The sequence below is a fragment of the Pseudomonas sp. LABIM340 genome (assembly GCF_040017195.2).
Lineage (GTDB): Bacteria > Pseudomonadota > Gammaproteobacteria > Pseudomonadales > Pseudomonadaceae > Pseudomonas.
On sequence record NZ_CM200227.1, the window covers coordinates 248,363 to 268,575 of the forward strand.

Below are 20,213 nucleotides of genomic sequence, written 5' to 3' on the forward strand. Positions count from 1 at the left end.
CATGGCGCGCTCCTACAAAAAAGCGCGGCTGCCAAACACCCCGCCGAAATCTCTTAACGAATCCCTCCCCACGGTCGCCTTTTCCCTGCATCAGGGTGCGTGGTCGGCAGGCGGAAATGCCGCTTCCCGCTGCGCGCCAAAGCACGCCGGGCGGAAGTGAAACTTCTCCCCGGTTATCCCGAAAAGCCCCGTATGGCGGGCCTTCCGGCATTGGCACCGTAATTGCTCTTCCGACCCAAAGAGGTGGATTCACATGGCGACCATAGATTCCGATTACGTCAAAAGCATGGCCCAGCAGTTGGCCACGTACGAGGTGCAGAACGGCCTGAACAAGGCTGACCGCAACAAGTCCTCGTACCAGTCGCAACTGACTGCCGTGACCTCCCTGGAGTCGGCGCTCAAGACCTTCTCCTCGGCGGTAAAGAGCCTGCAGGGCGTGACCGGCAGCAACACCAGCATGCTGGTGAACAGCGCCACCACCAGCAAGGACGGCTACCTGACCGCCAAGGTCGACAAGAACGCCGTGCCCGGCAGCTACGACTTCTTCGTCGAGCAACTCGCCACCAGCCACCAGCTGTCCTTCTCCGGCCTGCAGTCCGGTGATGTCGACACCCAGGGCACCCTGACCCTGACCCAGAACGGCAAGTCCTTCGACATCGATCTGAGCAAGATCGACACCGACGGCGACGGCAGCAACTCGCTGGACGAGCTGGCCGCAGCGATCAACAAGGCCACCGACAACACTGGCGTGAAGGCCACCCTGGTGCGCAGCAACGGCCAGGTATCGCTGGTGCTGGGGGCCGAGAAGTCCGGCGCGGACAACGCCATCAGCCTGTCGCTGAGCGGCACCGACAGCGCGAACAGCGCTTTCGAGAACGCCATCGGCAACCCGCAGGAACTGTCCAAGGCGCAGGACGCCCGCGTTCGCCTGGGTGGCGAGAGCGGCATGCTGCTGACCAACTCCAGCAACACCTTCGACAACATCATCGACGGCGTCAGCGCCAGCTTCACCCAGGCGCAGAAGTCCGGTGAACAGGCCATTCGCCTGACCGTCGCGCAGGACCAGAGCGAAACCAAGAAGAAGGTGCAGACCTTCATCGACGCCTTCAACGCGCTGGCCAGCACCATCGACAGCCTGACGGCGGCCGGCGACCAGAACGGCAACGCCCGTGGCGCCCTGGCTGGCGACTCCAGCGTGCGCTCCATCGAGAACGCGCTGAACCAGATGGTTCGCACCAGCTTCGGCGGCGCCAACCTGATCACCCTGGGCATCAGCGCCGACCGCAACGGCAAGCTGACCCTCGACGCCACCCGCTTCGAGAAAGCCATCGCCAGCGACCCCGAGGCCCTGGACAAGCTGTTCATGGGCAAGGGCAACCTGCTCGACAGCCTGGACAAGGGCGTCGCCGTCTACACCAACAGCGTCAACGGCGTCATGAAGAACCGCAAGGACGCCCTGAACAACAGCCTGCGCCGCGTCGACGATGACTACGACAACCTGCAGAAGCAGTACGACACCTACTACGCGCGCTACCTCAAGCAATACACCTCGATGATGCAGACCATGCAGTCGATGGACCAGACCAGCGGGATGTTCGGATGACCGCCTACGGCATGAACGAAAGCTACGACAGTTACCGGATGATCGACCTGGAATCCAAGGCCGCCTCGTCCTCGCCCTATGAACTGGTGCTGGTGCTGTTCGACGGCCTGCTCGACGAACTGGCCCGCGCCCGCGGGCACATCGAGCACAAGCGCTACCAGCAGAAGGGCCGCTCCCTGGAGAAGTGCCTGAACATCCTCAACGGCCTCAATGGTGCGCTCGACTACGAGAACGGCGGCGAGACCGTACAGGGCCTGGCGCGCCTCTACGACTACTGCATCTATCGGCTCTCCGATGTCAGCGTGTCGCTGGAGGTCGCCGGCATCGACGAAGTGGTGCGCCTGCTGGGCATCCTGCGCGAAGGCTGGGAGGGCGTGAGTGCCGCACGTGGATGACCGCCAGCGCCTGCTGCAGCTGTACGAACGGCTGGGTGCGGCGCTGCAGCGCAAGGACTGGAAAGCCATGGGGCAGGTCGACCTGGCGATCCGCGCGCAATTGGTGGCGATGTCGTCGCAGACCGGTCTGGCAGCCGATGTGCTGCTGGCAAAGAAGCACCTGAAGCGCCTGCATGAACAAGCGTCGCAGGCCTGCGCCGAGGAGTGCGAGCGCCTGCGCCGCCTCCTGCTCTCGCACCTGGAATACGCCGAGGGACGCTCGGCGTACATGCAGGTGGATACGTACCAGGAGGGTCGATAGACCGTGATCCAGCTACCGACCCAGTCCCTGCCGACCACCGACCGCGATAGCGCGCCGGTGGCCGAAGCGCGCCCGCTGGATTCGCGCGGTGATGACGCCGGCGTCGCCAGCGTCGCCGGTTTCCGCGCGCAACAACCGGCGCAGCTGAATGCCGGCGAACGGACCATCACCGTGCAGTCCTTCCTCGCGCAGTTCGACACGACGCAGGTCGAGGAGTCGCTGCAACAGCCCAGCGCTGCAGTGCCGGCCACGCCTGAAGCGCTGCCCGCTGAAACCGGCGACAGCGATGCGCCGGGCCCGCAGGCCGAAGAGGCTTCACCTTCCGGTGCCGAGAGCTGGCTCGCCGGCATGCTCAGTCAGGCCGGCCTGGTGGTGCAGGCGCGAGACAATCCGCCCGAGCAGACCCGCGCCCAGGTAGCCGGTTTCGCTACCCAGGCGGTGGACACCTCCGCGCAGCCGGCGCCCGCCGCCGTGAAGCCGGAGGACATGCTGCTGCCGCCCGCCGAGCTTTCGGAAGAGCCCGCCAAAGCGACAGCGCCAGCGCCCCGTGAGGCCACCCAGAGTCAGGCGCAGACCCTGCTCCAGCAACACCTGGCCGCCACTGCGCAGGCGCCGGATTCCAGCGTGCCGACGCTGCCGACCGTTGCGCTCGATGCGCGCCTGCCGGCCACCGACGGCATCGCCCAGCCCTCCGCCTCGACGCCGGCCGCGCCGTTGTTCGACAAGCCGCTGCACCTCAAGGGCAACAACGAGGCGCACTGGGGCGAGCAGATGCTCGGCGCGCTGCGCGACAACGTCGAGCTGCAACTCGGCCAGCGCGTGCAGAACGCCACGATCCGCCTCGATCCGCCGGAGCTGGGCGCCCTGGAGATCCTCGTGCGCCACGAGGCCGGCCAGCTCAACGTGCAGATCTCCGCGTCCAACGGCGACGTGGTGCGCCTGCTGCAGAACACCAGCGAGCGCCTGCGCCAGGAGCTGGTCGGGCAGAACTTCCTGCAGGTCAACGTGCAGGTCTCGTCCGATTCGCAGTCCGGCCAGCAGGGCCAGCAGAACCGCCAGCGCTTTGCCGAGGAACAGCTTGCGGTTGCCGCCAACCCGCGCGATGCGCAGGCGGGCGAACGCTCCTCGCCGCGTGGCGACAGCGACGTACTGATTACCGTGTAGGCCGCCAGCGGCCCGTACTCCCACAGGATTTTTCGAGAAACCCCATGTCCACGCCGCGTCTCGTTCTACTGATGCTCATCGTGAATATCGCCGTCGTGCTGGGTGGCGTGTTCGTCAACTACAAGATGATCAAGTCCGCCAGCCTCGCCCCGGCCGCCGTTGCCTCCGACAAGGAGGGCGGCAAGGAAGACGCCAGGGAGGAGGAAGAGCAGGAGAGCGCCGAATACCTCTTCGTGCCGGTGGAGAAGATCATCGTCAGCTCCCGTGGCGAGGATCGCGAGCACTACTTCGTGATCGATCTGGTGCTGCAGGCCAAGGCCGAGCAGGAGCGCAAGAAGCTCGAGGGCGTCGCGCCGATGGTGCGCAGCTCGGTGGTCGCCAACCTGACCCCTGAGAAGTTCGAAGTGCTGCGCGCGATGCCCATCGGCGACGTGCAGACGCGCCTGGAAAAGGCGGTGATCGACGACTTCGCCGCGCGCAAGGTGGTGGTGCCCTTCGAGCACGTGATGCTCAGCAAGATGATCGTCCAGTAAGCCGTCATGCACGCCCTTCGCGACCCCGCACTCAGCTATGCCAGTGGAGCCGGTGGCTACGACAGCCCCGAAGGCGGCCACGCGCGCCTGTCGCCGGCGGCCGAGCAGCGCTGGATGATGCAGTACCTGCCACTGGTGCGGCGCATCGTCAGCCAGCTGTCGCTGCAGGCCAACCAGGTGCTGGATCGCGAGGACATGGAACAGATCGGCCTGATGGGCCTGCTCGAAGGGCTGCGCCGCTACGGCGAGCCGGATGAGCAGTTCGGCCGCTTCGCCGCGCTGCGCATTCGCGGTGCCATCCTCGACGAATTGCGCCGCCAGGACTGGCGTCCGCGCCAGGTGCGGCAGCAGGCGCACAAGGTGCGCGATGCGATCCGTTCCCTGGCACGCCAACTTGGCCGCGTGCCCAGCGACGAGGAAGTACTCGCCGCCACTGGCCTCGACGAGGCGGGCTACCAGGACTACCTGCGCGCCGAATCCTCCGAGGCCATCGAGAGCTTCGATGCGCTGCTGCAGAACGGCCACGACGGCGTGCAGGGCAGCGGCGATGCGCTGGAGGAGCGCGTGCTCAAGGAGCGCCTGCTGGCCCAGGCGCTGGAGCGCCTCAACGATCGCGAGCGGTTGATCCTCAACCTGTATTACCAGCACGAGCTGAACCTCAAGGAAATCGCCCTGGTGCTGGAGCTGACCGATGCGCGCATCTGCCAGCTGATGAAGCAGGCGATCGGCAAGTGCAGCCGATTCCTCAACGATCCCGACCCTCTCTGAAGAACCCATAACCATGCAGAAAATCATCGGCGCCCTGATCATCATCGCCGCCGTACTCGGCGGCTACGCCATGGCCCATGGCGACATGCGCGCACTCTGGCAACCGGCGGAGATGCTCATCATCCTTGGCGCCGGCCTGGGCACCCTGGTCGTCGCCAACCCGCGCGAAGTGCTGCTGGAGATGTGCTCGCAGATCAAGGGCGTGTTCGTCTTCAAGCGCCGTGGCGAAGAGTTCCAGCGGCAGTTGCTGATGCTGCTTTACGAGCTGCTGGAAATGGTCGACGTCGGCGGCCTGAAGGTGCTCGACGCGCACATCGAGGAGCCGGAGCAGAGCGACCTGTTCGCCCGCTACCCGCTGATCCTCCAGGAAAAGAACCTGATGGCGTTCATCGCCGACAACTTCCGCCTGATGGCCATGGGCAAGATCAGCGCCCACGAACTGGAAGGCTTCCTCGAACAGGAACTGGACGCCATGGAGCACGCCCTGCTGCAGCCGTCCAAGTCGCTGCACAAGGTCGGCGAGGCGATGCCCGGCTTCGGCATTCTCGCGGCGATCCTCGGCATCATCATCACCATGGGCAACATCGGTGGCTCGGTGGCCGAAATCGGCGCCCACGTGGCCGCCGCGCTGGTGGGTACCTTCTTCGGCATCTTCGTCTGCTATTGCCTGATGGACCCGCTGTCCAACGCCATGTCGCAGCGCGTGAAGACCGAGCTGTCGGCGCTGGAATGCGTGCGTACCACGCTGGTCGCCCACGTTGCCGGCAAACCTACGCTGCTGGCGGTGGACGCCGGGCGCAAGCTGATCGAGCAGGACGTGAAGCCGGCCTTCAAGCAGCTGGAGACCTGGGTCACCCGCTATGAGGAAGAGCGGGACGCAGCATGAAGAAACGTGCCGACAAGCACAGCGAAGTCATCATCAAGCGCCGCAGCAAGAAGGGTCACGATGATGAACACGGCGGTGCCTGGAAAGTAGCCTTTGCCGACTTCACCCTGGCGATGATGGCGCTGTTCATGGTGCTGTGGATCGTCCACCCGCAGACCGAACCGCAGCCGGTGGCGGTGGGCGACCAGGATGCCAATCCTGTGGTCGATGGCGGCGCCGGCGTATTCGATGGCGCGAGCCGTACGCCCATCGAGCTGGATGGCATGCCGCAGCCGATCAAGACGCCGGAGAAGCCCGCGCCGCAGCTCGCGCTGGACGCCGGCAAGCAGGGCAGGGCCGGCGAGCAGGCGAAGGATTCCAGCGTGCAGCAGGACGGAGATGGCCGCCAGTACGACAGCAACGAAGACCTGCGCGAACTGGCCGAGTTGATCCGTGAGGTGTCCGGCAAGGTCGACGCGCTGGCCAACATCGAGGTGACCGTGGTGCCGCAGGGGCTGCGCATCCTGATCAAGGACGACCAGCAGCGCTTCATGTTCGCCCGCGGCCAGGCCACCCTCGACCCGCATTTCCAGACCCTGCTCGGCGCGCTGTCCGGGGTGCTGGCCAAGGTGCAGAACAAGCTGATCCTCAGTGGCCACACCGACGCCGTGCAGTACCGCCGGCCGGATGGCTACAACAACTGGAACCTCTCCGGCGACCGCGCCCTGCGCGCGCGCAACGTGATGGTCGACAGTGGCCTGCCGGCCGCGCATGTGTTGCAGGTGGCGGCCCAGGCCGACGTCATGCCGCTGCGCCCGGAGGACCCGGAGAACGGCGCCAACCGGCGCATCGAGATCCTCCTGCTGACCCAGCGCGCGGAGAGCCTGTACCGGGAAATCTTCGGCGAGAGCTATGCCCAGGTGCACTACTCGGAGTCGGGCGCGAAGCTCATCGAGCCACAGCCACAGCCACAGCCACAGCCACAGCCACTGCCGCAGCCGCCTGAGACGGAGGTGAAGGTGCCGGCTTCAGCGGCGCTCGAAGCAACGGCTCCCGCCAACGCGACGGAGCCGACGTTGAAGCTCTGAGAAGGCTCAGCGATTGCGCAGATGGCGCGGGCAGAACACCTGGCGCGTCTCCACGCCGTAGAGGCAGCCGCCCAGGGGTTCGAGGGTGATGCGGGCGCCGCGCTGGCGGCCGTAGAGCAGGTTGAAGATCAGCTCGCTGTCCAGGCCGCTGTCGGCCTGCAGGTTGCTGATGCTGTTTTCCTCCACCTGCAGCTGGAAGCGCCCGCCCAGGTCGTTGCCGACCAGGCCGGAGACTTCGAGGATGTTGGCGTCCTGCTGGATCATCGAGTAGAAGCGCCCCTCGTGGAACATGGTGGTCTGGGCGATCTCCAGCACCTTGCCGTTGCCCAGCACCACTTGCCCGGAAGAGGCGTAGCGGCCGTCGATGGCCGAGGTGTTGTGGGCGTGCTTCCACAGCATGCCCAGCGCCAGGGTCAGGCAGATCACGCCGAACAGCGAAATCACCAGGCAGCGGCGGGCCGCGCCGACCTGGCGGCGTAGGTTCAGTTCAGGCACTTGCGCAGCTGCTCCTGGGGAATCCGGGCGACCTGGCTTTCATGGATCAGCAGCCAGTTGGAGTTGCCTTCGGGTTGCACGCAGACCAGTTCGTAGAAGCCCGAGGTCATGTGCAGCATGAGGCCGATGGGGCGGCTGGCCAGGTCGGCCAGTTGATGGGCCAGGGGGCGGGTATTGCTGATCAGCCGTTGCAGGTCCTGTTCGTTGTCTTCGACGTAGGTGATCTGCAGGGAGCCGAGGTTCTGTTCGGCAGTGAGGACCGGGCTGCGAACCTGGGTGTAGTAGAAGGCGCCGGAGAGGACCAGCAGGCCGAGGATGCAGAGGCTGGCGGCGGCGAGTTTCAGGCGTCTTAGATTCGGCGGCCGCAGCGCGGGGACAGGAACGATTTCCTCCAGCGGGATGACTTCCGGGGTGGCGTCGGTGACTTCCGCGTCCGGCTCGCTGGCCTGGCCGATCAGGTACTGCGGGTTGAACATGTAGCCGCGGCGCGGCAGCGTCTGGATGATCTGCCGCTGCTTCTCGTCCGCCAGCACCTGGCGCAGGGTGTAGATCTGCTGGTTCAGGCTGCCCTGGCCGACCACCCGGTCAGACCACGCGTGGGTCAGCAGCTCATCGCGTGCCACCACGTCGCCCGGGCTCTGCAGCAGGCGTTCGAGCACGCGGCTGCCGGAAAAGCCCAGGTCGATACGCTCCACCTGGCCGTCACGGTCGAGGTCGAGTTGATAGAGCGCGGGATAGAACTGCGCGACGCAATCGGAACGCCCGGTGCGGAGGGTCAGGCAGGCGATCGGCCGACTGTCCGCTGGCGTGGAAGTGAGTGTGTTCATCTTGCCCTTGCGAGCCGCTCCCTTGACGGTCGCGGGGAAACTCCATTTGTCCATGGAGGCAGAGGCATTATTTTGACGTCAGAAAAATGTGGGTGCAAGTTCTGAATTTTGCACACTCGTGCTTGCAATTTTCACGCAAGCCTTGAAACCACTGACGCAGAGGGGCTGCGCCGCGACCGGAAGTCGCAACACCGTTTGTCAGCGTACCCGCAGACAGCACAACGCCCCGCCGGGGCGGGGCGATGGCGGATCAGGGCGCGCGAGGCGGGGGGCGCCTCGCGCTGGCCGGGGCTTAGCCCAGCAGGCCCATGATCATGCTGGGCATCTGGCCAGCTTGCTTGAGCATGGAGATGCCGGACTGCATCAGCATGGAGTTCTTGCTCATGTTGGCGCTTTCGACGGCGAAGTCGGCGTCCATGATGCGGCCTTTGGACAGGTCGGTGTTGTCCTTCATGTTGGCCAGGTTGTTGGAGGTGTGCTGCAGGCGGTTGATGTTCGCACCGAACTGGGCACGCAGGGCGCCGATGGCGTCCAGGGCATCGTTGGCCTTGTCGATGGAGCCGTTGGCGTTGGTGATGGTTTCCAGCTCGGTGCCGTCGGCGCTGGTGGCCTGGAACTGGGTGGTCAGGGCGCCGAAGGCGTCGGTCACGGCTTTCAGTTCAGTGGTGACGTCGACGTTCAGGGTCTCGGCCTTGTCCGAACCGATCTGGAAGGTCACACCGCCGGTGGCGCCGAACTTGCCGCTGGCGCCATCGACGCCGAACAGTGCATCGCCGCCGAACTTGGTGTTGGCGATGATGTTCTTCAGTTCCTTGCCCAGTTCGTTGAACTCGGCGGACAGGGCCTTGCCGTCGTCGGTGGTGTTGGTGCCGTTGGCGGCCTGGGTAGCCAGGTCCTTCATGCGCTGGGTGATGTCGGTCAGCTCGCTGAAGGAGCCGTCAGCGGTCTGCATCAGGGAGATGGCGTCGCTGGTGTTGCGCATGGCCACGTCCATGCCGCGGGACTGGGCGTTCAGGCGGGTGGCGATCTGCAGGCCGGCGGCGTCGTCGGAAGCGGAGTTGATACGCAGACCGGTGCCCAGGCGCTGCTGGTTGGTGGCCAGCAGGTTGTTGGTCTTGCCCAGGTTGGTCTGGGTGATCAGGGAGGAGTAGTTGGTTTGAATCGACAAGGCCATGGTGGACTTCCTGTATGAGCTGAATGAAGCCGGCGTTGTGCCTGCTGAAGGGGTAAGGCGACAGCTCGCGGGGAAGGATTAAGGGGGGATGAAAAAAATTTGGCGCGGGGATTCCGGCGATACCGGTCGGCGCCGCGCGGGCATCGCCGGCCTACGGCATGTGTCCTTTTACTCAGGATCGGTCATCTATCTTGTTGAGACATATCTGACAGCCCTGACGCCGGGGTGCGGCTAAGCTCCTCGGGTCCACAAGGCTGTGGATCGTTCGACCGAATCCCTCGTCCCGAACTGTGAGAAAGGAACCTCATGATCTCCGTCTACCAGCTCAAGTCCCGTTTCCAGAACCTGCTCCGCCCTCTGGTCACCCGCCTGCACGAGCGCGGCGTCACCGCCAACCAGGTGACGCTGGCCGCCTGCGGCCTTTCGCTGCTGGTGGCGCTCACGGTCGCGCTGCTGGCCGGCCACGCCTGGATATTCCTGCTGATCCCCCTGTGGATGTTCCTGCGCATGGCGCTCAACGCCATGGACGGCATGCTCGCCCGCGAGTTCGGTCAGCAGTCGAAGCTGGGCGCCTATCTCAACGAACTCACCGACGTGATCGCCGACAGCGCGCTGTACCTGCCATTCGCCCTGCTGCCGGGCGTGAGTCCGGCGTTGGTGGTGCTGGTGGTCCTGCTGGCGGTGATCAGCGAATACGCCGGCGTGCTCGGGGTGATGGTGGGTGCTTCGCGGCGCTACGACGGGCCCATGGGCAAGAGCGACCGCGCGCTGTGCTTCGGCGTTTTCGGCGCGGCCGTGGCGGCCGGGCAACTGCCGCTGGTCTGGCTGAACCCGCTGCTGGTGCTGCTGGCACTGCTGCTGGTGCTGACTATCGTCAACCGGGTGCGCCAGGGGCTGGCCGAGCAGAAGGAACAACAGGCCTGAGCCACGGCCGCCATCTCAGGACGGGGACCGGACAGTCCCGCAAGCCATCGAACAGAGGAAGTTATGCGCGAGTCTTCGAATCACCATTTCGTTACCCATGACGGCGTCGAACTGTTCTACCGCCACTGGCCGACCGCTGCCGGCAGCGACGAGCCCCGCCGTGCGGTATTGCTGTTCCATCGCGGCCATGAGCATTCCGGGCGCATCGGCCACCTGGCCGACGAACTCGACCTGCCCGGCTTTGATGTTTTTGCCTGGGATGCCCGTGGCCACGGCCAGTCGCCCGGCGCACGTGGCGATAGTCCGAGTTTCGGCACCAGCGTGCGCGACGTGCAGACCTTCGTCGAACACATCGCCTCGACCTACGGCATCGCCATCAGCGACATGGCCGTGGTGGCGCAGAGTGTCGGCGCGGTGGTCGCCTCCACCTGGGTGCATGACTACGCGCCGCCGATCCGCAGCCTGGTGCTCGCCTCGCCGGCGTTCAAGGTCAAGCTCTACGTGCCCTTCGCCCGGCCGGGCCTGAAGCTGGCGCGCTGGTGGCGCGGCAACTTCTTCGTCAACAGCTACGTGAAGGCGAAATTCCTCACCCACGACCCCGAGCGCATCGCCTCCTATGACAGCGACCCGCTGATCGCCAAGGCCATCTCGGTGAACGTGCTGCTGGGCCTGTACGAAGCGGCTGACCGCGTGGTGGCCGACGCCCAGGCGATCCAGGTGCCGACGCAACTGCTGATCTCCGGATCCGACTTCGTGGTGCACCGCAAACCGCAGCAGCGCTTCTTCGACAACCTCGGCACGGCGCGCAAGGAGCTGCACGTCCTGCCCGGCTTCTTCCACGACACCCTCGGCGAGCTGAACCGCGAGCAGGCGACCACGCGCGCACGGCGCTTCATCCTCGAATGCTTCGCCCGCCAGCCCGAGCTCGCCGACCTGCGCGGCGCCGACCGCTTCGGCTACACCTGCGCCGAGGCGGAAGCACTGGCGACGCCGCTGCCCGCCTGGTCGGTCCGCGATCTCTACTGGCGTGCGACCCGCGCCAACATGCGCCTCGGCCGGCTGCTGTCCGACGGCATCAACCTCGGCTTCCAGACCGGCTTCGACTCCGGCAGCACGCTGGACTACGTCTACCGCAACCAGCCCGCCGGCGCGGGGCCGGTGGGCCGGATGATCGACCGCGCCTACCTGGAATCCGCCGGCTGGCGCGGCATCCGCCAGCGCAAGGTGAACATCGAGGAGCTGCTGCGCCTGGCCATGGCCAGCCTGCGCGAGCAGGGCCGCGAGGTGCGCATCCTCGACATTGCCGCCGGCCACGGGCGTTACATCCTCGAAGCGCTGCAAGGTCTCGAGACGCTGCCCGAGAGCGTGCTGCTGCGCGACTACAGCGAGCTGAACGTGCGCGAGGGCTCGGCGCTGATCGAGCGCCTGGGCCTGAAGGAGCGCGCGCGCTTCGTGCAGGGCGACGCCTTCGATGGCGCCGACCTCGCCGCCGTCGAGCCGAAGCCGACACTGGCGGTGGTCTCCGGTCTCTATGAGCTGTTCGCCGACAACGCCATGGTCGGTGGCTCGCTGGCTGGCCTGGGCGAGGCGGTGGAAGAGGGCGGCTACCTGATCTACACCGGCCAGCCCTGGCACCCGCAGCTGGAGCTGATCGCCCGTGCGCTTACCAGCCACCGCGCCGGGCAGGCCTGGGTCATGCGTCGCCGCACGCAAGGGGAGATGGACCAGCTGGTGGCCGCCGCCGGCTTCCGCAAGCTGGCCCAGCGCATCGACGAGGACGGCATCTTCACCGTCTCCCTGGCCCGCCGGGAGCACAGCTGATGGCGTCGATGCCGGCGCGCGATCCCGGCGTCCTGCGGCGCGCGGTGATCTGGCTGCTGTTCCTCGGGCCGTTCTTCTTCCTCAGCTACGGCTTCGCCAACTGGGTGGCGGGGCAGCGTGATTCGGTCGGCGTGCTGGTGTTCGACTGGGAGCGAGGCACGCCGCTGTGGCCCTGGACGATCATCCCGTACTGGTCCATCGACCTGCTGTACGGGCTGTCCTTCCTGCTGCCGCGTACCCGGCGCGGGCTGGACTGCCACGCCCTGCGCCTGCTCACCGCGCAGGTTGTCGCGGTGACCTGTTTCCTGCTGTTCCCGCTGCGCTTCAGCTTCGAACGACCGATGCTGGAGGGCGTCTTCGGCGTGCTGTTCGACCTGCTGATGGGCTTCGACAAGCCCTTCAACCAGGCGCCCTCGCTGCATATCGCCCTGCTGGTGATCCTCTGGGTCGCCTACGGTCGTTACGCCAGCGGCGCATGGCGCTGGCTGCTGCACGGCTGGTTCGCGCTGATCGGCCTGTCGGTGCTGACCACCTGGCAACATCATTTCATCGACGTGCCGACCGGTGCGCTGCTGGGCTTCTTCTGCGTCTGGCTGTGGCCGCGGGAGGTCCGCTCGCCGCTGCAGGCGTGGAGCCTCAGCAGCGACCCGCAGCGGCGTCGACTGGCGGCGCTCTACGCCGGCGGGGCGCTGCTCTGCCTGGTGCTGGCGCTGGCCGGCGGCGGCCTGTGGCTCTGGTTGTGCTGGCCGGCGGTATCCCTGGCGCTGGTCGCGCTCTGCTACCTGGGGATCGGCACCGTGGGCTTCCAGAAGCGCCTGGACGGTCGCCATTCGGTGGCGGTCTCCTGGCTGCTGGCGCCCTACTGGCTGGGCGCGTGGCTCAACGCGCGCTGGTGGACGCGCCGCCATCCGCAGCCGGACGAAGTGCTGCCGGGCCTCTGGCTCGGCCGCCTGCCGGACTGGTACCAGCCCCACCATCTGCCAAGCCTGGCGATCCTCGACCTGTGCGCCGAGTTGCCCTGCACCGCGCTGACCCGTCGCTACGAGTGCCTGCCGCTGCTCGACCTGGTAGCGCCCAGCGTCGAGCAGTGCCGGCAAGGCGCGGAGCTGATCCAGCGAATGCACGCCGAAGGTCCGGTGCTGGTCTGCTGTGCACTGGGCTACTCGCGCAGCGCCACGCTGGTGGCAGCGTGGCTGCTGATATCCGGCCGTGCGGCCACACTCGAGGATGCGCTCGCGCAGGTTCGCCACGTGCGTCCGCAGGTGGTGCTCAAGGCCGAACAACTGGCAGTGCTGGCGCAGATCGCCGGCCAGCCGAACCTGTCACAGGAGGTGAGTCATGTCGGTTGATCCGGCCCTGATCCTGGTGGCCAGCCTGCTGCGCCGCGGCAGCAGTCTCAATGGCCTGTCCTCGGCACTCACCGTGCTGGCGCTGGCGCTCGGCTTCTACGGCGTGCTGATGGCCAGCGCCACCCTGGCGTTCAGCCTGAGCATGGCCTTGCTGGTGCTGCTCGGGCTGGTGCAGAAGTTCTATGCCATGCGCGTGGCGCTGGACGCCGACCTGTTCGAAGCCATGGCCAACGCCGGCGAAGCGCTGCCGGAGAAAACCCGGCAACTGGACGACGCCCTGGCCACCTACGCCGGCGTGCCGGCGGACAAGGCCGGCCGCCCCTGGAGCGAGCGCAGCCGTGGCGCGCTTGCCCTGTTGCGCCGGCAGGTGCAGCTCTGTGCCGCGCAGTGGCTCATTGCGCTGCTGTGCCTGATCACCCTGACTTTCCAATCCTGAGGAACGTACCCGCTATGCTGGAACGACTCTGCGCCTTCGCCATCATCGCCGGCGCCCGTGCGGTGACCGGCCTGCGCAGCCTGTGGATCGGCACCACGCCGATCCCGGCGCAGCGCATCTACTACGCCAACCACAGCAGCCATGGCGATTTCGTCCTGCTCTGGGCCTCGTTGCCGCCGGATCTGCGCTCACGCACGCGGCCGGTGGCGGGCATGGACTACTGGGGCAAGGGCGGCCTGCGTGGCTTCATCATCAACCGCGTGTTCCATGGCGTGCTGATCGACCGCACGCGCGGCGCCGAGGGCGGCAACCCGCTGGAGCCGGTGGAGCGCGCCCTGGCCGACGGCGACTCGCTGATCCTCTTCCCCGAAGGCACCCGCAACCTCGACGAGGAAGTACGCCTGCTGCCCTTCAAGAGTGGCATCTACCACCTGTCCAGGGCCCATCCGCAGGTGGAGCTGGTGCCGGTGTGGCTGGACAACCTCAACCGCGTGATGCCCAAGGGCCGCGCGCTGCCGTTGCCGCTGCTATGCACCCTGAGCTTCGGCGCACCGCTGGCGGTGGAGGAGGGCGAGGCCAAGGAAGCCTTCCTCGAACGCGCCCGCGAGGCGCTGCTCAAGCTCGCCGCGCCGGAGGGTCGCTGAGATGAACCAGACCTGGCTGCTCTTCGGTGGCATCGGCGCCATCCTCGTCCTCGCCTCGCTGGTCGGCGCGGTGCTGCGCTGGAAAGCGCCGCCCGGACCGCACGCGGTGATCGACAACCTCAACGCGCGGATCAACGCCTGGTGGGTGATGGTCGCGGTGATCGGCTGCGCCTTCGCCCTCGGCCACTGGGCGGTGATCCTGCTGTTCTACGGGGTGTCGTTCTACGCCCTGCGCGAATTCCTCACCCTGATGCCGACCCGGCGCAGCGACTATCCGGCGCTGGTGGCGGCGTTCTACTTCGTGTTGCCGATGCAGTACCTGCTGATCGGCATCGGCTGGTACGGGCTGTTCTCCATCTTCATCCCGGTCTACGTGTTCCTGCTGCTGCCGATCCTTGCCTCGCTGGGCGGCGACTCCAAGCACTTCCTCGAGCGCGCCTCGAAGGTGCAGTGGGCGCTGATGCTGGCGGTGTTCTGCATCTCCTACGTGCCGGCGCTGCTGACCCTGGAGATCGCCGGCTACGAAGGGCGCAACCTGCTGCTGATCGCCTTCCTGGTGATCGTCGTGCAGCTGTCCGATGTGTTGCAGTACGTCTGCGGCAAGCTCATGGGCAAGCGCAAGATCGCGCCGAACCTGTCGCCGTCCAAGACCCTGGAAGGCTTCGTCGGCGGCGTGACGCTGGCCACGCTGATCGGCGGCGCACTGTGGTGGATCACGCCCTTCAGCTTCTGGCAGGCGCTGCTGATCGCCCTGATGATCAACATCCTCGGCTTCTTCGGCGGGCTGGTGATGTCGGCGATCAAGCGTGACCGCGGAGTGAAGGATTGGGGCCACATGATCGAAGGCCACGGCGGCATGCTCGACCGCCTGGATTCGGTGTGTTTCGCCGCACCGGTGTTCTTCCATTTCGTCCGCTACTGGTGGACCTGACCCCCGTCGGAAATCCCCCAGGCGCTCCGGGGCAGCCCCGCCGGAGCGCCGGTTCGCGGCTACGCTTGCTCTATCCCCTCGGAAATGTCGTACGGCAACGGAGTGTTTGGGTGTAAGCAGTCGAATCTTCACGGGGCCATGAAGCAATGAACGTGCTCTTTCCGCAAGTCACCGGCGGGGCTGCGTCTTGAACGGCTCGGCGGGTGGTTTCCCGCTTACCTGCCTGGTCACCGCCATCGGCTCGTACTCGGCCGAATCGGTGATCTCATCGTTGCGCGAGCACTGGGGCGCGCGGGTGGTGGGGACCAATACCCAGCCCCGCGACTGGTGCACCACCTCGGCCTTGCTGGATACCTTCCATCGGGTTCCGGCGGCGAGAAATGTAACCGAGTATGTGGAGCGCATCCTCAGGATCTGCGAAGCCGAGCAGGTGACCCACGTGGTGCCGCTGATCGACCCGGAGGTCGATGCCTTTGCGCTGCACCACGATGCGTTCGCCGAACGCGGCATCACGCTGTGCATGCAGCCGCTGGAGACCATCCGCGTCGCCCGCGACAAGTGGCTGGTACACCAGGCCTTCCGCAACGATCCGCTGATCCGCCCCATTCCCACCTGGCGCCTGGAAGACCTGCCCGTACCGGGGCTGGACCTGCCGCTGATCGCCAAGCCGCGCGACGGGCGCAATTGCGAAGGGCTGATGCAGGTGCGCGATGCGGACTTCCTGCACTACGTGCGCAAGCGCTTCTCGGACCGCGACTACATCGTGCAGCCGCTGCTGCCGGGTGAGGTCTGCGTGGTGGACGTGGTGCGCCAGCGGAGCAGCGGCGACTGGGCGGCCATGGCGCGCCAGGAGCTGGTGCGCACGCCCACTGGCGCGGGCCTGACCGTGCGCATGCTGGCCGATCCGCAGCTGCTCGAGATGGCCGGGCAGGTCGCCCGCGTGCTGGACGTGAACGGCTGCATCAACATGGAGTTCCTCGTGCAGGACGGCGAGGCGCTGCTGATGGACGTCAACCCGCGCTTCTCCGGCGGGATCGCCTTCAGCCACCTGTCGGGCTACGACATGGTCGCCAACCACCTGCGCTGCTTCCGCGAGGCGCCGCTGGATGCGCCGGTGCTGCCGGCGCCGAGCATTCACGCGCGCCGGCTGGTGGAGGTGACCACGTTCGCCGCGCCGGCCGCTACGCCCGAATCCATCGTTGCGCTGCCGGGCTCGCTGGGCAGCGGTGACCGCAGCGCATCACTGTAGGAGCGGGCCATGCCCGCGATCGCGCTCCTGCAGGGGAGTTCGGTAGTGAGCGGGGGGCAGCATCAGAAGATGCTGCTCACCTCGCCTGATGCCGTCACCTTCGCCTCGATGATCTTCTGGCTGCGCAGATTCTTCACGCGGATCACTTCGTCCTGCTTGCCGTTGGCCAGCGCCTCGCCGACGGCGCTGGCCTGGATGCCGTCCTGGCTGGCGACGATCTTCACTTGCTGGCCGCGACGCACCAGCATTGCTCCATCGAGCAGTGCCGGCGTCAGCGGCTGGTCGGCGCGGATGCGGCGGCGCGCCGTCTTGCCGGCCACCTCGGCGATCTCGGTGAAGTAGCCCCGCGAACTCTTGCCCAGTTCCACCGGCGCGAGCTTGAGCTGCGCCGCGTCCAGTGTCTGGCCGCGCTCGATCTCGCCGCTGGCGACCACGGTCGGCAGGTACACCGTGGGTTGGCTGATGAAGGTCACCGGCCAGCCGGATTGCCCCGCGCAGGAGGCTTCGTAACGCCGTCGCGCGGTGACCGCAGCTGGCGCTTCGAGTGCGCGCAGTTGCGGGCCGCCGGGGCAGGCGGCGAGCTTGCTCAGGCTGTTGGGCAGGTTGTTGTTCACCGTGAAAGTCATGCCTTTCCAGCCAGCCTTGCGCGCGGCTTCCTTCAGCTCGGTGGCGACCTGCTGCTGCGCGGCGGCGTCGAGTTGCGCGCGCGCATCCTGGGCTTGTGCCAGGGCGGGAAGCAGCAGGAGGAAACAGGCGGAAAGGGCCTTTCCGCATCCCGTCGCGCGGCGCGTCGAAAGCGGAAAAGCCGCGTTGCACGCGCTGTTATGTATCGCGCGTAAAGCCTTGTAAATCAACGACATGAAGCGATATTCCGGGATGGGCATGCTTTGTGCTCTGTCGCTGCGCACACCGAAAGATGGCCGAACGACGAGGGCGGGTTGCGCGAATGAGTATACGGTTTGACGAGACCCTGGGTATCCACGAGAGAGCCCTCTCGCTGCACATGCAGCGCAGCGAAATCCTGGCCTCCAACCTGGCCAACGAAGACACCCCCGGCTTCAAGGCGCGGGACATCGACTTCGCCGCCGAGATGCAGCGCCAGGACAGCCCCAGCGTCCTGCTGGCGAGCACCAGCGCCGCGCGCCCGGACCTGAAGTACCGCATCCCCAACCAGCCTTCCCAGGACGGCAACAGCGTGGAGCTGTCCACCGAGCAGGCGGAGTTCTCGCGCAACGCGATGGATTTCCAGACCAGCCTGACCTTCCTGACCATGAAATTCCGAGGCCTCAAGCAGGCCATCGAAGGACGCTGACGCCATGGCATTCGATTCCATCTACCGCATCGCCGGCTCGTCGATGAACGCGCAGACCGTGCGCCTGAACACCGTGGCGAGCAACCTGGCCAACGCCGACTCCGCCGCCAACAGCCCGGACACCGTGTACCAGGCGCGCAAGCCGATGTTCGCCGCCGTCTACGAGAACGACCAGCTGACCCGTGGCGCCGGCATGGGCGGCGCCCACGTGCAGGTGCTCGATGTGGTGACTTCCGGCCGCTCGCCGCAGCGCCGCTACGAGCCCGGCAGCCCGTTGGCCGATGCCACCGGCTACGTCTACTACCCCGACGTCAACGAGATCGAAGAGATGACCGACATGATGTCCGCCACCCGCAGCTTCGAGACCGGCGTGGAAGTGCTCAACCGCGTGAAGAGCATGCAGTCCAGCCTGCTGAAACTGGGAGACGCCTGATGAGCACGGTCAACAACGACACCAGCACCGCTACCAGCGGCACCTCGTCGGACACCCCCAAGCAGGCGGTCAACCTTGGCGAGATGGCCGACATGGAGAACAGCTTCATCACCCTGCTGGTCGCTCAGGTGCAGTACCAGGACCCGACCAAGCCGGTGGACAGCACCGAGTTCATCAACCAGTACTCGGCCATGGCGCAGGTCAAGAGCATGCAGAACATGACCACCCTGCAGCAGAACAACCTGGTGCTGATGGACAACCTGCAGACCCTCACCGCCGCCGGCCTGGTCGGCCAGGAAGTGAAGGTCAGCGCCGACAGCCTGCAGCTGGACGGCGACAAGGTCAGCGGGCAGATCACCCTGGAGCACGCCTCGGCCACCACCGTGCTGCAGCTCACCGACGCCAACGGCGTGCGTACCGACATCACCCTCGGCCCGCAGGAAGCCGGTGCCGTGCCCTTCACCGTGGACCCGCAGGCGCTTGGCCTGAAGCCCGGCAAGTACAGCCTGGCGGTCAAGACCGAGAGCGGCGAGACGCCGGGCATCGAGGTGTCCGGCCTGGTGCACAACGTCCGCGTCAGCGCCGATGGCCCGGTGCTGGAAGTCGAAGGCGCAGGCTCGGTGCCCTTCTACAAGATCGTCGAATTCAGTCAGGGCCAGGCCGCCTGAGCGCCTGCTTCCCCCCTCTTAGGATGAGATAACGCCATGAGCTTCAACATCGCCCTGACCGGCCTGAACGCCGTCACCCAGCAGCTGGACACCATCAGCAACAACATCGCCAACTCCGGCACCGTGGGCTTCAAGTCCTCGCGCACCGAGTTCGGCAGCGTCTACGCCGACGGCAAGGGCATGGGCGTGGAAGTCGCCGGTACCACCCAGAGCATCAGCCAGGGCGGTTCGCTGGTGTCGACCAACCGCGCACTGGACCTCGCCATCTCCGGCGGCGGCTTCTTCGTGGTCAAGAGCGGCAACGGCGACACCCAGTACACCCGCGCCGGCGTGTTCAGCCAGGACAACGCCAACTACCTGATCAACGCCACCGGCCAGCGCCTGCAGGGCTACCCGACCGACGCCGCCGGCAACCTGCTGGTGGGCACCGTCTCCGACCTGCAGGTGAAGACCGCCAACCTGCCGGCCAAGGCCACCGACAAGCTGGAGTTCGTCGCCAACCTCGACTCCAACGAGACGGTGCCGACCGTCTCGCCGTTCGACCCGCAGAAGGTGGAGACCTACAACTCCACCTACACCAGCAAGATCTACGACTCCCAGGGCAAGGAACACACCCTGACCCAGTACTTCGTGCTGACCGGCACCAACACCTGGGACGCGCACTACGCGGTGGACGGCAACGCCGTCGGCGCCACCCAGTCGCTGACCTTTGCCCCGGACGGCTCGCTGTCCTCGCCGATCGCTTCGGTGCCGGTGGGCTTCACCCTGCCGGGCGTCGACCCGATGAACATCTCGCTGGACTACACCGGCACCAGCCAGTACGGCTCGGACTTCGTCGTCACCACCAACCGCACCACCGGCTACGCCGCCGGCGAGCAGACCGGCATCGCGGTGGAGAACGACGGCAAGGTCTACGTCAACTACAGCAATGGCCAGCGCATGCTGCAGGGCCAGGTCGCCCTGGCCAACTTCATCAACAGCGGCGGCCTGCAGAACCAGAGCGGCACTGCCTGGACCGAGACCTCCGCCTCCGGCGCCCCGCTGATCGGCGTGCCCGGCATCGGCCAGTTCGGCTCGCTGTCGGCCGGCAACCTGGAAGGCTCCAACGTCGACATCACCCAGCAACTGGTGGGCCTCATGGAAGGCCAGCGCAACTACCAGGCGAACACCAAGGTGATGACCACCGACAAGGAACTCACCCAGGTCCTGTTCTCGGCCATCTAAGGACTCGTC

Annotated in this window: 23 protein-coding genes; 19 read left to right on the plus strand and 4 right to left on the minus strand. The window is 66.4% G+C overall.

Going from position 1 to position 20,213, the window contains the following annotated elements; all coding sequences use genetic code 11:
- The first annotated feature begins 253 nt into the window (after positions 1-253).
- From fliD to ABKS89_RS01245, 8 genes are read left to right on the plus strand one after another with little or no spacing between them, the layout of a single operon-like run.
- Positions 254-1,603, plus strand: coding sequence for a flagellar filament capping protein FliD (fliD, locus tag ABKS89_RS01210; RefSeq protein ID WP_348588647.1), 1,350 nt, complete (start codon positions 254-256; stop codon positions 1,601-1,603).
- Entirely contained in the window at positions 1,600-1,998 is a 399-nt protein-coding gene (gene fliS, locus ABKS89_RS01215; protein WP_037017149.1) for a flagellar export chaperone FliS, read from the plus strand. Before fliD ends, fliS begins: the two co-directional genes overlap by 4 nt.
- Positions 1,982-2,299 carry a hypothetical protein gene (locus ABKS89_RS01220; protein ID WP_138213256.1) on the plus strand — a complete coding sequence of 106 codons (318 nt, stop codon included), beginning with the start codon at positions 1,982-1,984 and terminating at the stop codon, positions 2,297-2,299. Before fliS ends, ABKS89_RS01220 begins: the two co-directional genes overlap by 17 nt.
- A gap of 3 nt (positions 2,300-2,302) precedes the next feature.
- Positions 2,303-3,463, plus strand: a complete 1,161-nt coding sequence (locus tag ABKS89_RS01225; RefSeq protein ID WP_348588646.1) for a flagellar hook-length control protein FliK — start codon at positions 2,303-2,305, stop codon at positions 3,461-3,463.
- 44 nt (positions 3,464-3,507) lie between these two features.
- A complete protein-coding gene (locus ABKS89_RS01230) occupies positions 3,508-3,996 on the plus strand; it encodes a flagellar basal body-associated FliL family protein (protein WP_348588645.1) in 489 nt (162 codons plus the stop codon).
- Between the two features lie 6 nt (positions 3,997-4,002).
- Positions 4,003-4,764, plus strand: coding sequence for a FliA/WhiG family RNA polymerase sigma factor (locus ABKS89_RS01235; protein ID WP_348588644.1), 762 nt, complete (start codon positions 4,003-4,005; stop codon positions 4,762-4,764).
- 13 nt (positions 4,765-4,777) lie between these two features.
- Positions 4,778-5,650, plus strand: coding sequence for a flagellar motor stator protein MotA (gene motA, locus ABKS89_RS01240; RefSeq protein WP_138213252.1), 873 nt, complete (start codon positions 4,778-4,780; stop codon positions 5,648-5,650).
- Positions 5,647-6,717: an OmpA family protein gene (locus tag ABKS89_RS01245; RefSeq protein ID WP_348588643.1), complete on the plus strand. Its 1,071-nt coding sequence runs from the start codon at positions 5,647-5,649 to the stop codon at positions 6,715-6,717. The genes motA and ABKS89_RS01245 overlap by 4 nt, the downstream gene beginning before the upstream one ends.
- 6 nt (positions 6,718-6,723) lie before the next feature.
- On the opposite strand, the gene ABKS89_RS01250 is transcribed toward ABKS89_RS01245, so the two are convergent.
- From ABKS89_RS01250 to lafA, 3 genes are all read right to left on the minus strand, one after another.
- The gene (locus tag ABKS89_RS01250) at positions 6,724-7,212 is read right to left on the minus strand and encodes a hypothetical protein (protein ID WP_138213250.1); all 489 of its coding nucleotides are present in this window, start codon (positions 7,210-7,212) and stop codon (positions 6,724-6,726) included.
- Positions 7,200-8,039 carry a winged helix-turn-helix domain-containing protein gene (locus ABKS89_RS01255; protein ID WP_242015324.1) on the minus strand — a complete coding sequence of 280 codons (840 nt, stop codon included), beginning with the start codon at positions 8,037-8,039 and terminating at the stop codon, positions 7,200-7,202. The genes ABKS89_RS01250 and ABKS89_RS01255 overlap by 13 nt, the downstream gene beginning before the upstream one ends.
- A 292-nt stretch (positions 8,040-8,331) precedes the next feature.
- Entirely contained in the window at positions 8,332-9,213 is an 882-nt protein-coding gene (lafA, locus tag ABKS89_RS01260; RefSeq protein ID WP_138213248.1) for a lateral flagellin LafA, read from the minus strand.
- 306 nt (positions 9,214-9,519) lie between these two features.
- Between lafA and ABKS89_RS01265 the strand changes: the two genes are divergently transcribed.
- The 7 genes from ABKS89_RS01265 to ABKS89_RS01295 all read left to right on the plus strand — a co-directional run bounded on the left by ABKS89_RS01265 (position 9,520) and on the right by ABKS89_RS01295 (position 16,567).
- A complete protein-coding gene (locus tag ABKS89_RS01265; RefSeq protein ID WP_348588642.1) occupies positions 9,520-10,137 on the plus strand; it encodes a CDP-alcohol phosphatidyltransferase family protein in 618 nt (205 codons plus the stop codon).
- Between the two features lie 63 nt (positions 10,138-10,200).
- Complete coding sequence (locus ABKS89_RS01270; protein ID WP_348588641.1) at positions 10,201-11,958, plus strand: bifunctional alpha/beta hydrolase/class I SAM-dependent methyltransferase; 1,758 nt, start codon at positions 10,201-10,203, stop codon at positions 11,956-11,958.
- Positions 11,959-11,966: 8 nt separating this feature from the next.
- Positions 11,967-13,307 carry a phosphatase PAP2/dual specificity phosphatase family protein gene (locus tag ABKS89_RS01275; RefSeq protein WP_348588877.1) on the plus strand — a complete coding sequence of 447 codons (1,341 nt, stop codon included), beginning with the start codon at positions 11,967-11,969 and terminating at the stop codon, positions 13,305-13,307.
- Positions 13,297-13,743 carry a hypothetical protein gene (locus ABKS89_RS01280; protein ID WP_138213245.1) on the plus strand — a complete coding sequence of 149 codons (447 nt, stop codon included), beginning with the start codon at positions 13,297-13,299 and terminating at the stop codon, positions 13,741-13,743. Before ABKS89_RS01275 ends, ABKS89_RS01280 begins: the two co-directional genes overlap by 11 nt.
- A gap of 14 nt (positions 13,744-13,757) precedes the next feature.
- The gene (locus tag ABKS89_RS01285; protein WP_138213244.1) at positions 13,758-14,387 is read left to right on the plus strand and encodes a lysophospholipid acyltransferase family protein; all 630 of its coding nucleotides are present in this window, start codon (positions 13,758-13,760) and stop codon (positions 14,385-14,387) included.
- A 1-nt stretch (position 14,388) separates the two neighbouring features.
- Positions 14,389-15,318, plus strand: a complete 930-nt coding sequence (locus ABKS89_RS01290) for a phosphatidate cytidylyltransferase (RefSeq protein ID WP_138213243.1) — start codon at positions 14,389-14,391, stop codon at positions 15,316-15,318.
- Positions 15,319-15,505: 187 nt separating this feature from the next.
- Positions 15,506-16,567, plus strand: coding sequence for an ATP-grasp domain-containing protein (locus tag ABKS89_RS01295; protein ID WP_348588640.1), 1,062 nt, complete (start codon positions 15,506-15,508; stop codon positions 16,565-16,567).
- A 62-nt stretch (positions 16,568-16,629) separates the two neighbouring features.
- Here ABKS89_RS01295 and flgA read toward each other — a convergent pair whose 3' ends face one another.
- Positions 16,630-17,427, minus strand: a complete 798-nt coding sequence (gene flgA / locus ABKS89_RS01300) for a flagellar basal body P-ring formation chaperone FlgA (RefSeq protein WP_348588639.1) — start codon at positions 17,425-17,427, stop codon at positions 16,630-16,632.
- 86 nt (positions 17,428-17,513) lie between these two features.
- Between flgA and flgB the strand changes: the two genes are divergently transcribed.
- Genes flgB through flgE form a run of 4 tightly spaced genes read left to right on the plus strand, consistent with a single transcriptional unit; the run spans position 17,514 to position 20,204 of the window.
- Positions 17,514-17,879 carry a flagellar basal body rod protein FlgB gene (gene flgB, locus ABKS89_RS01305; RefSeq protein ID WP_138213240.1) on the plus strand — a complete coding sequence of 122 codons (366 nt, stop codon included), beginning with the start codon at positions 17,514-17,516 and terminating at the stop codon, positions 17,877-17,879.
- Between the two features lie 4 nt (positions 17,880-17,883).
- Positions 17,884-18,312: a flagellar basal body rod protein FlgC gene (gene flgC / locus ABKS89_RS01310; protein WP_045213291.1), complete on the plus strand. Its 429-nt coding sequence runs from the start codon at positions 17,884-17,886 to the stop codon at positions 18,310-18,312.
- On the plus strand, positions 18,312-18,980 hold the full coding sequence (locus tag ABKS89_RS01315; protein ID WP_348588638.1) for a flagellar hook capping FlgD N-terminal domain-containing protein: 669 nt from the start codon (positions 18,312-18,314) through the stop codon (positions 18,978-18,980). The genes flgC and ABKS89_RS01315 overlap by 1 nt, the downstream gene beginning before the upstream one ends.
- 36 nt (positions 18,981-19,016) lie before the next feature.
- Positions 19,017-20,204: a flagellar hook protein FlgE gene (gene flgE, locus ABKS89_RS01320; RefSeq protein ID WP_138213238.1), complete on the plus strand. Its 1,188-nt coding sequence runs from the start codon at positions 19,017-19,019 to the stop codon at positions 20,202-20,204.
- The last annotated feature ends 9 nt before the right edge of the window (positions 20,205-20,213 follow it).

Coding starts and splice junctions, on each gene's coding strand:
- flgC (WP_045213291.1), top strand. CDS start 17,884: ATGGCATTCGATTCCATCTACCGCATCGCCGGCTCGTCGATGAACGCG.
- motA (WP_138213252.1), top strand. CDS start 4,778: ATGCAGAAAATCATCGGCGCCCTGATCATCATCGCCGCCGTACTCGGC.
- ABKS89_RS01230 (WP_348588645.1), top strand. CDS start 3,508: ATGTCCACGCCGCGTCTCGTTCTACTGATGCTCATCGTGAATATCGCC.
- ABKS89_RS01315 (WP_348588638.1), top strand. CDS start 18,312: ATGAGCACGGTCAACAACGACACCAGCACCGCTACCAGCGGCACCTCG.
- lafA (WP_138213248.1), bottom strand. CDS start 9,213: ATGGCCTTGTCGATTCAAACCAACTACTCCTCCCTGATCACCCAGACC.
- ABKS89_RS01245 (WP_348588643.1), top strand. CDS start 5,647: ATGAAGAAACGTGCCGACAAGCACAGCGAAGTCATCATCAAGCGCCGC.
- flgA (WP_348588639.1), bottom strand. CDS start 17,427: ATGTCGTTGATTTACAAGGCTTTACGCGCGATACATAACAGCGCGTGC.
- flgB (WP_138213240.1), top strand. CDS start 17,514: ATGAGTATACGGTTTGACGAGACCCTGGGTATCCACGAGAGAGCCCTC.
- ABKS89_RS01270 (WP_348588641.1), top strand. CDS start 10,201: ATGCGCGAGTCTTCGAATCACCATTTCGTTACCCATGACGGCGTCGAA.
- ABKS89_RS01280 (WP_138213245.1), top strand. CDS start 13,297: ATGTCGGTTGATCCGGCCCTGATCCTGGTGGCCAGCCTGCTGCGCCGC.
- fliD (WP_348588647.1), top strand. CDS start 254: ATGGCGACCATAGATTCCGATTACGTCAAAAGCATGGCCCAGCAGTTG.
- ABKS89_RS01290 (WP_138213243.1), top strand. CDS start 14,389: ATGAACCAGACCTGGCTGCTCTTCGGTGGCATCGGCGCCATCCTCGTC.
- fliS (WP_037017149.1), top strand. CDS start 1,600: ATGACCGCCTACGGCATGAACGAAAGCTACGACAGTTACCGGATGATC.
- ABKS89_RS01275 (WP_348588877.1), top strand. CDS start 11,967: ATGCCGGCGCGCGATCCCGGCGTCCTGCGGCGCGCGGTGATCTGGCTG.
- ABKS89_RS01285 (WP_138213244.1), top strand. CDS start 13,758: ATGCTGGAACGACTCTGCGCCTTCGCCATCATCGCCGGCGCCCGTGCG.
- ABKS89_RS01255 (WP_242015324.1), bottom strand. CDS start 8,039: ATGAACACACTCACTTCCACGCCAGCGGACAGTCGGCCGATCGCCTGC.
- flgE (WP_138213238.1), top strand. CDS start 19,017: ATGAGCTTCAACATCGCCCTGACCGGCCTGAACGCCGTCACCCAGCAG.
- ABKS89_RS01235 (WP_348588644.1), top strand. CDS start 4,003: ATGCACGCCCTTCGCGACCCCGCACTCAGCTATGCCAGTGGAGCCGGT.
- ABKS89_RS01265 (WP_348588642.1), top strand. CDS start 9,520: ATGATCTCCGTCTACCAGCTCAAGTCCCGTTTCCAGAACCTGCTCCGC.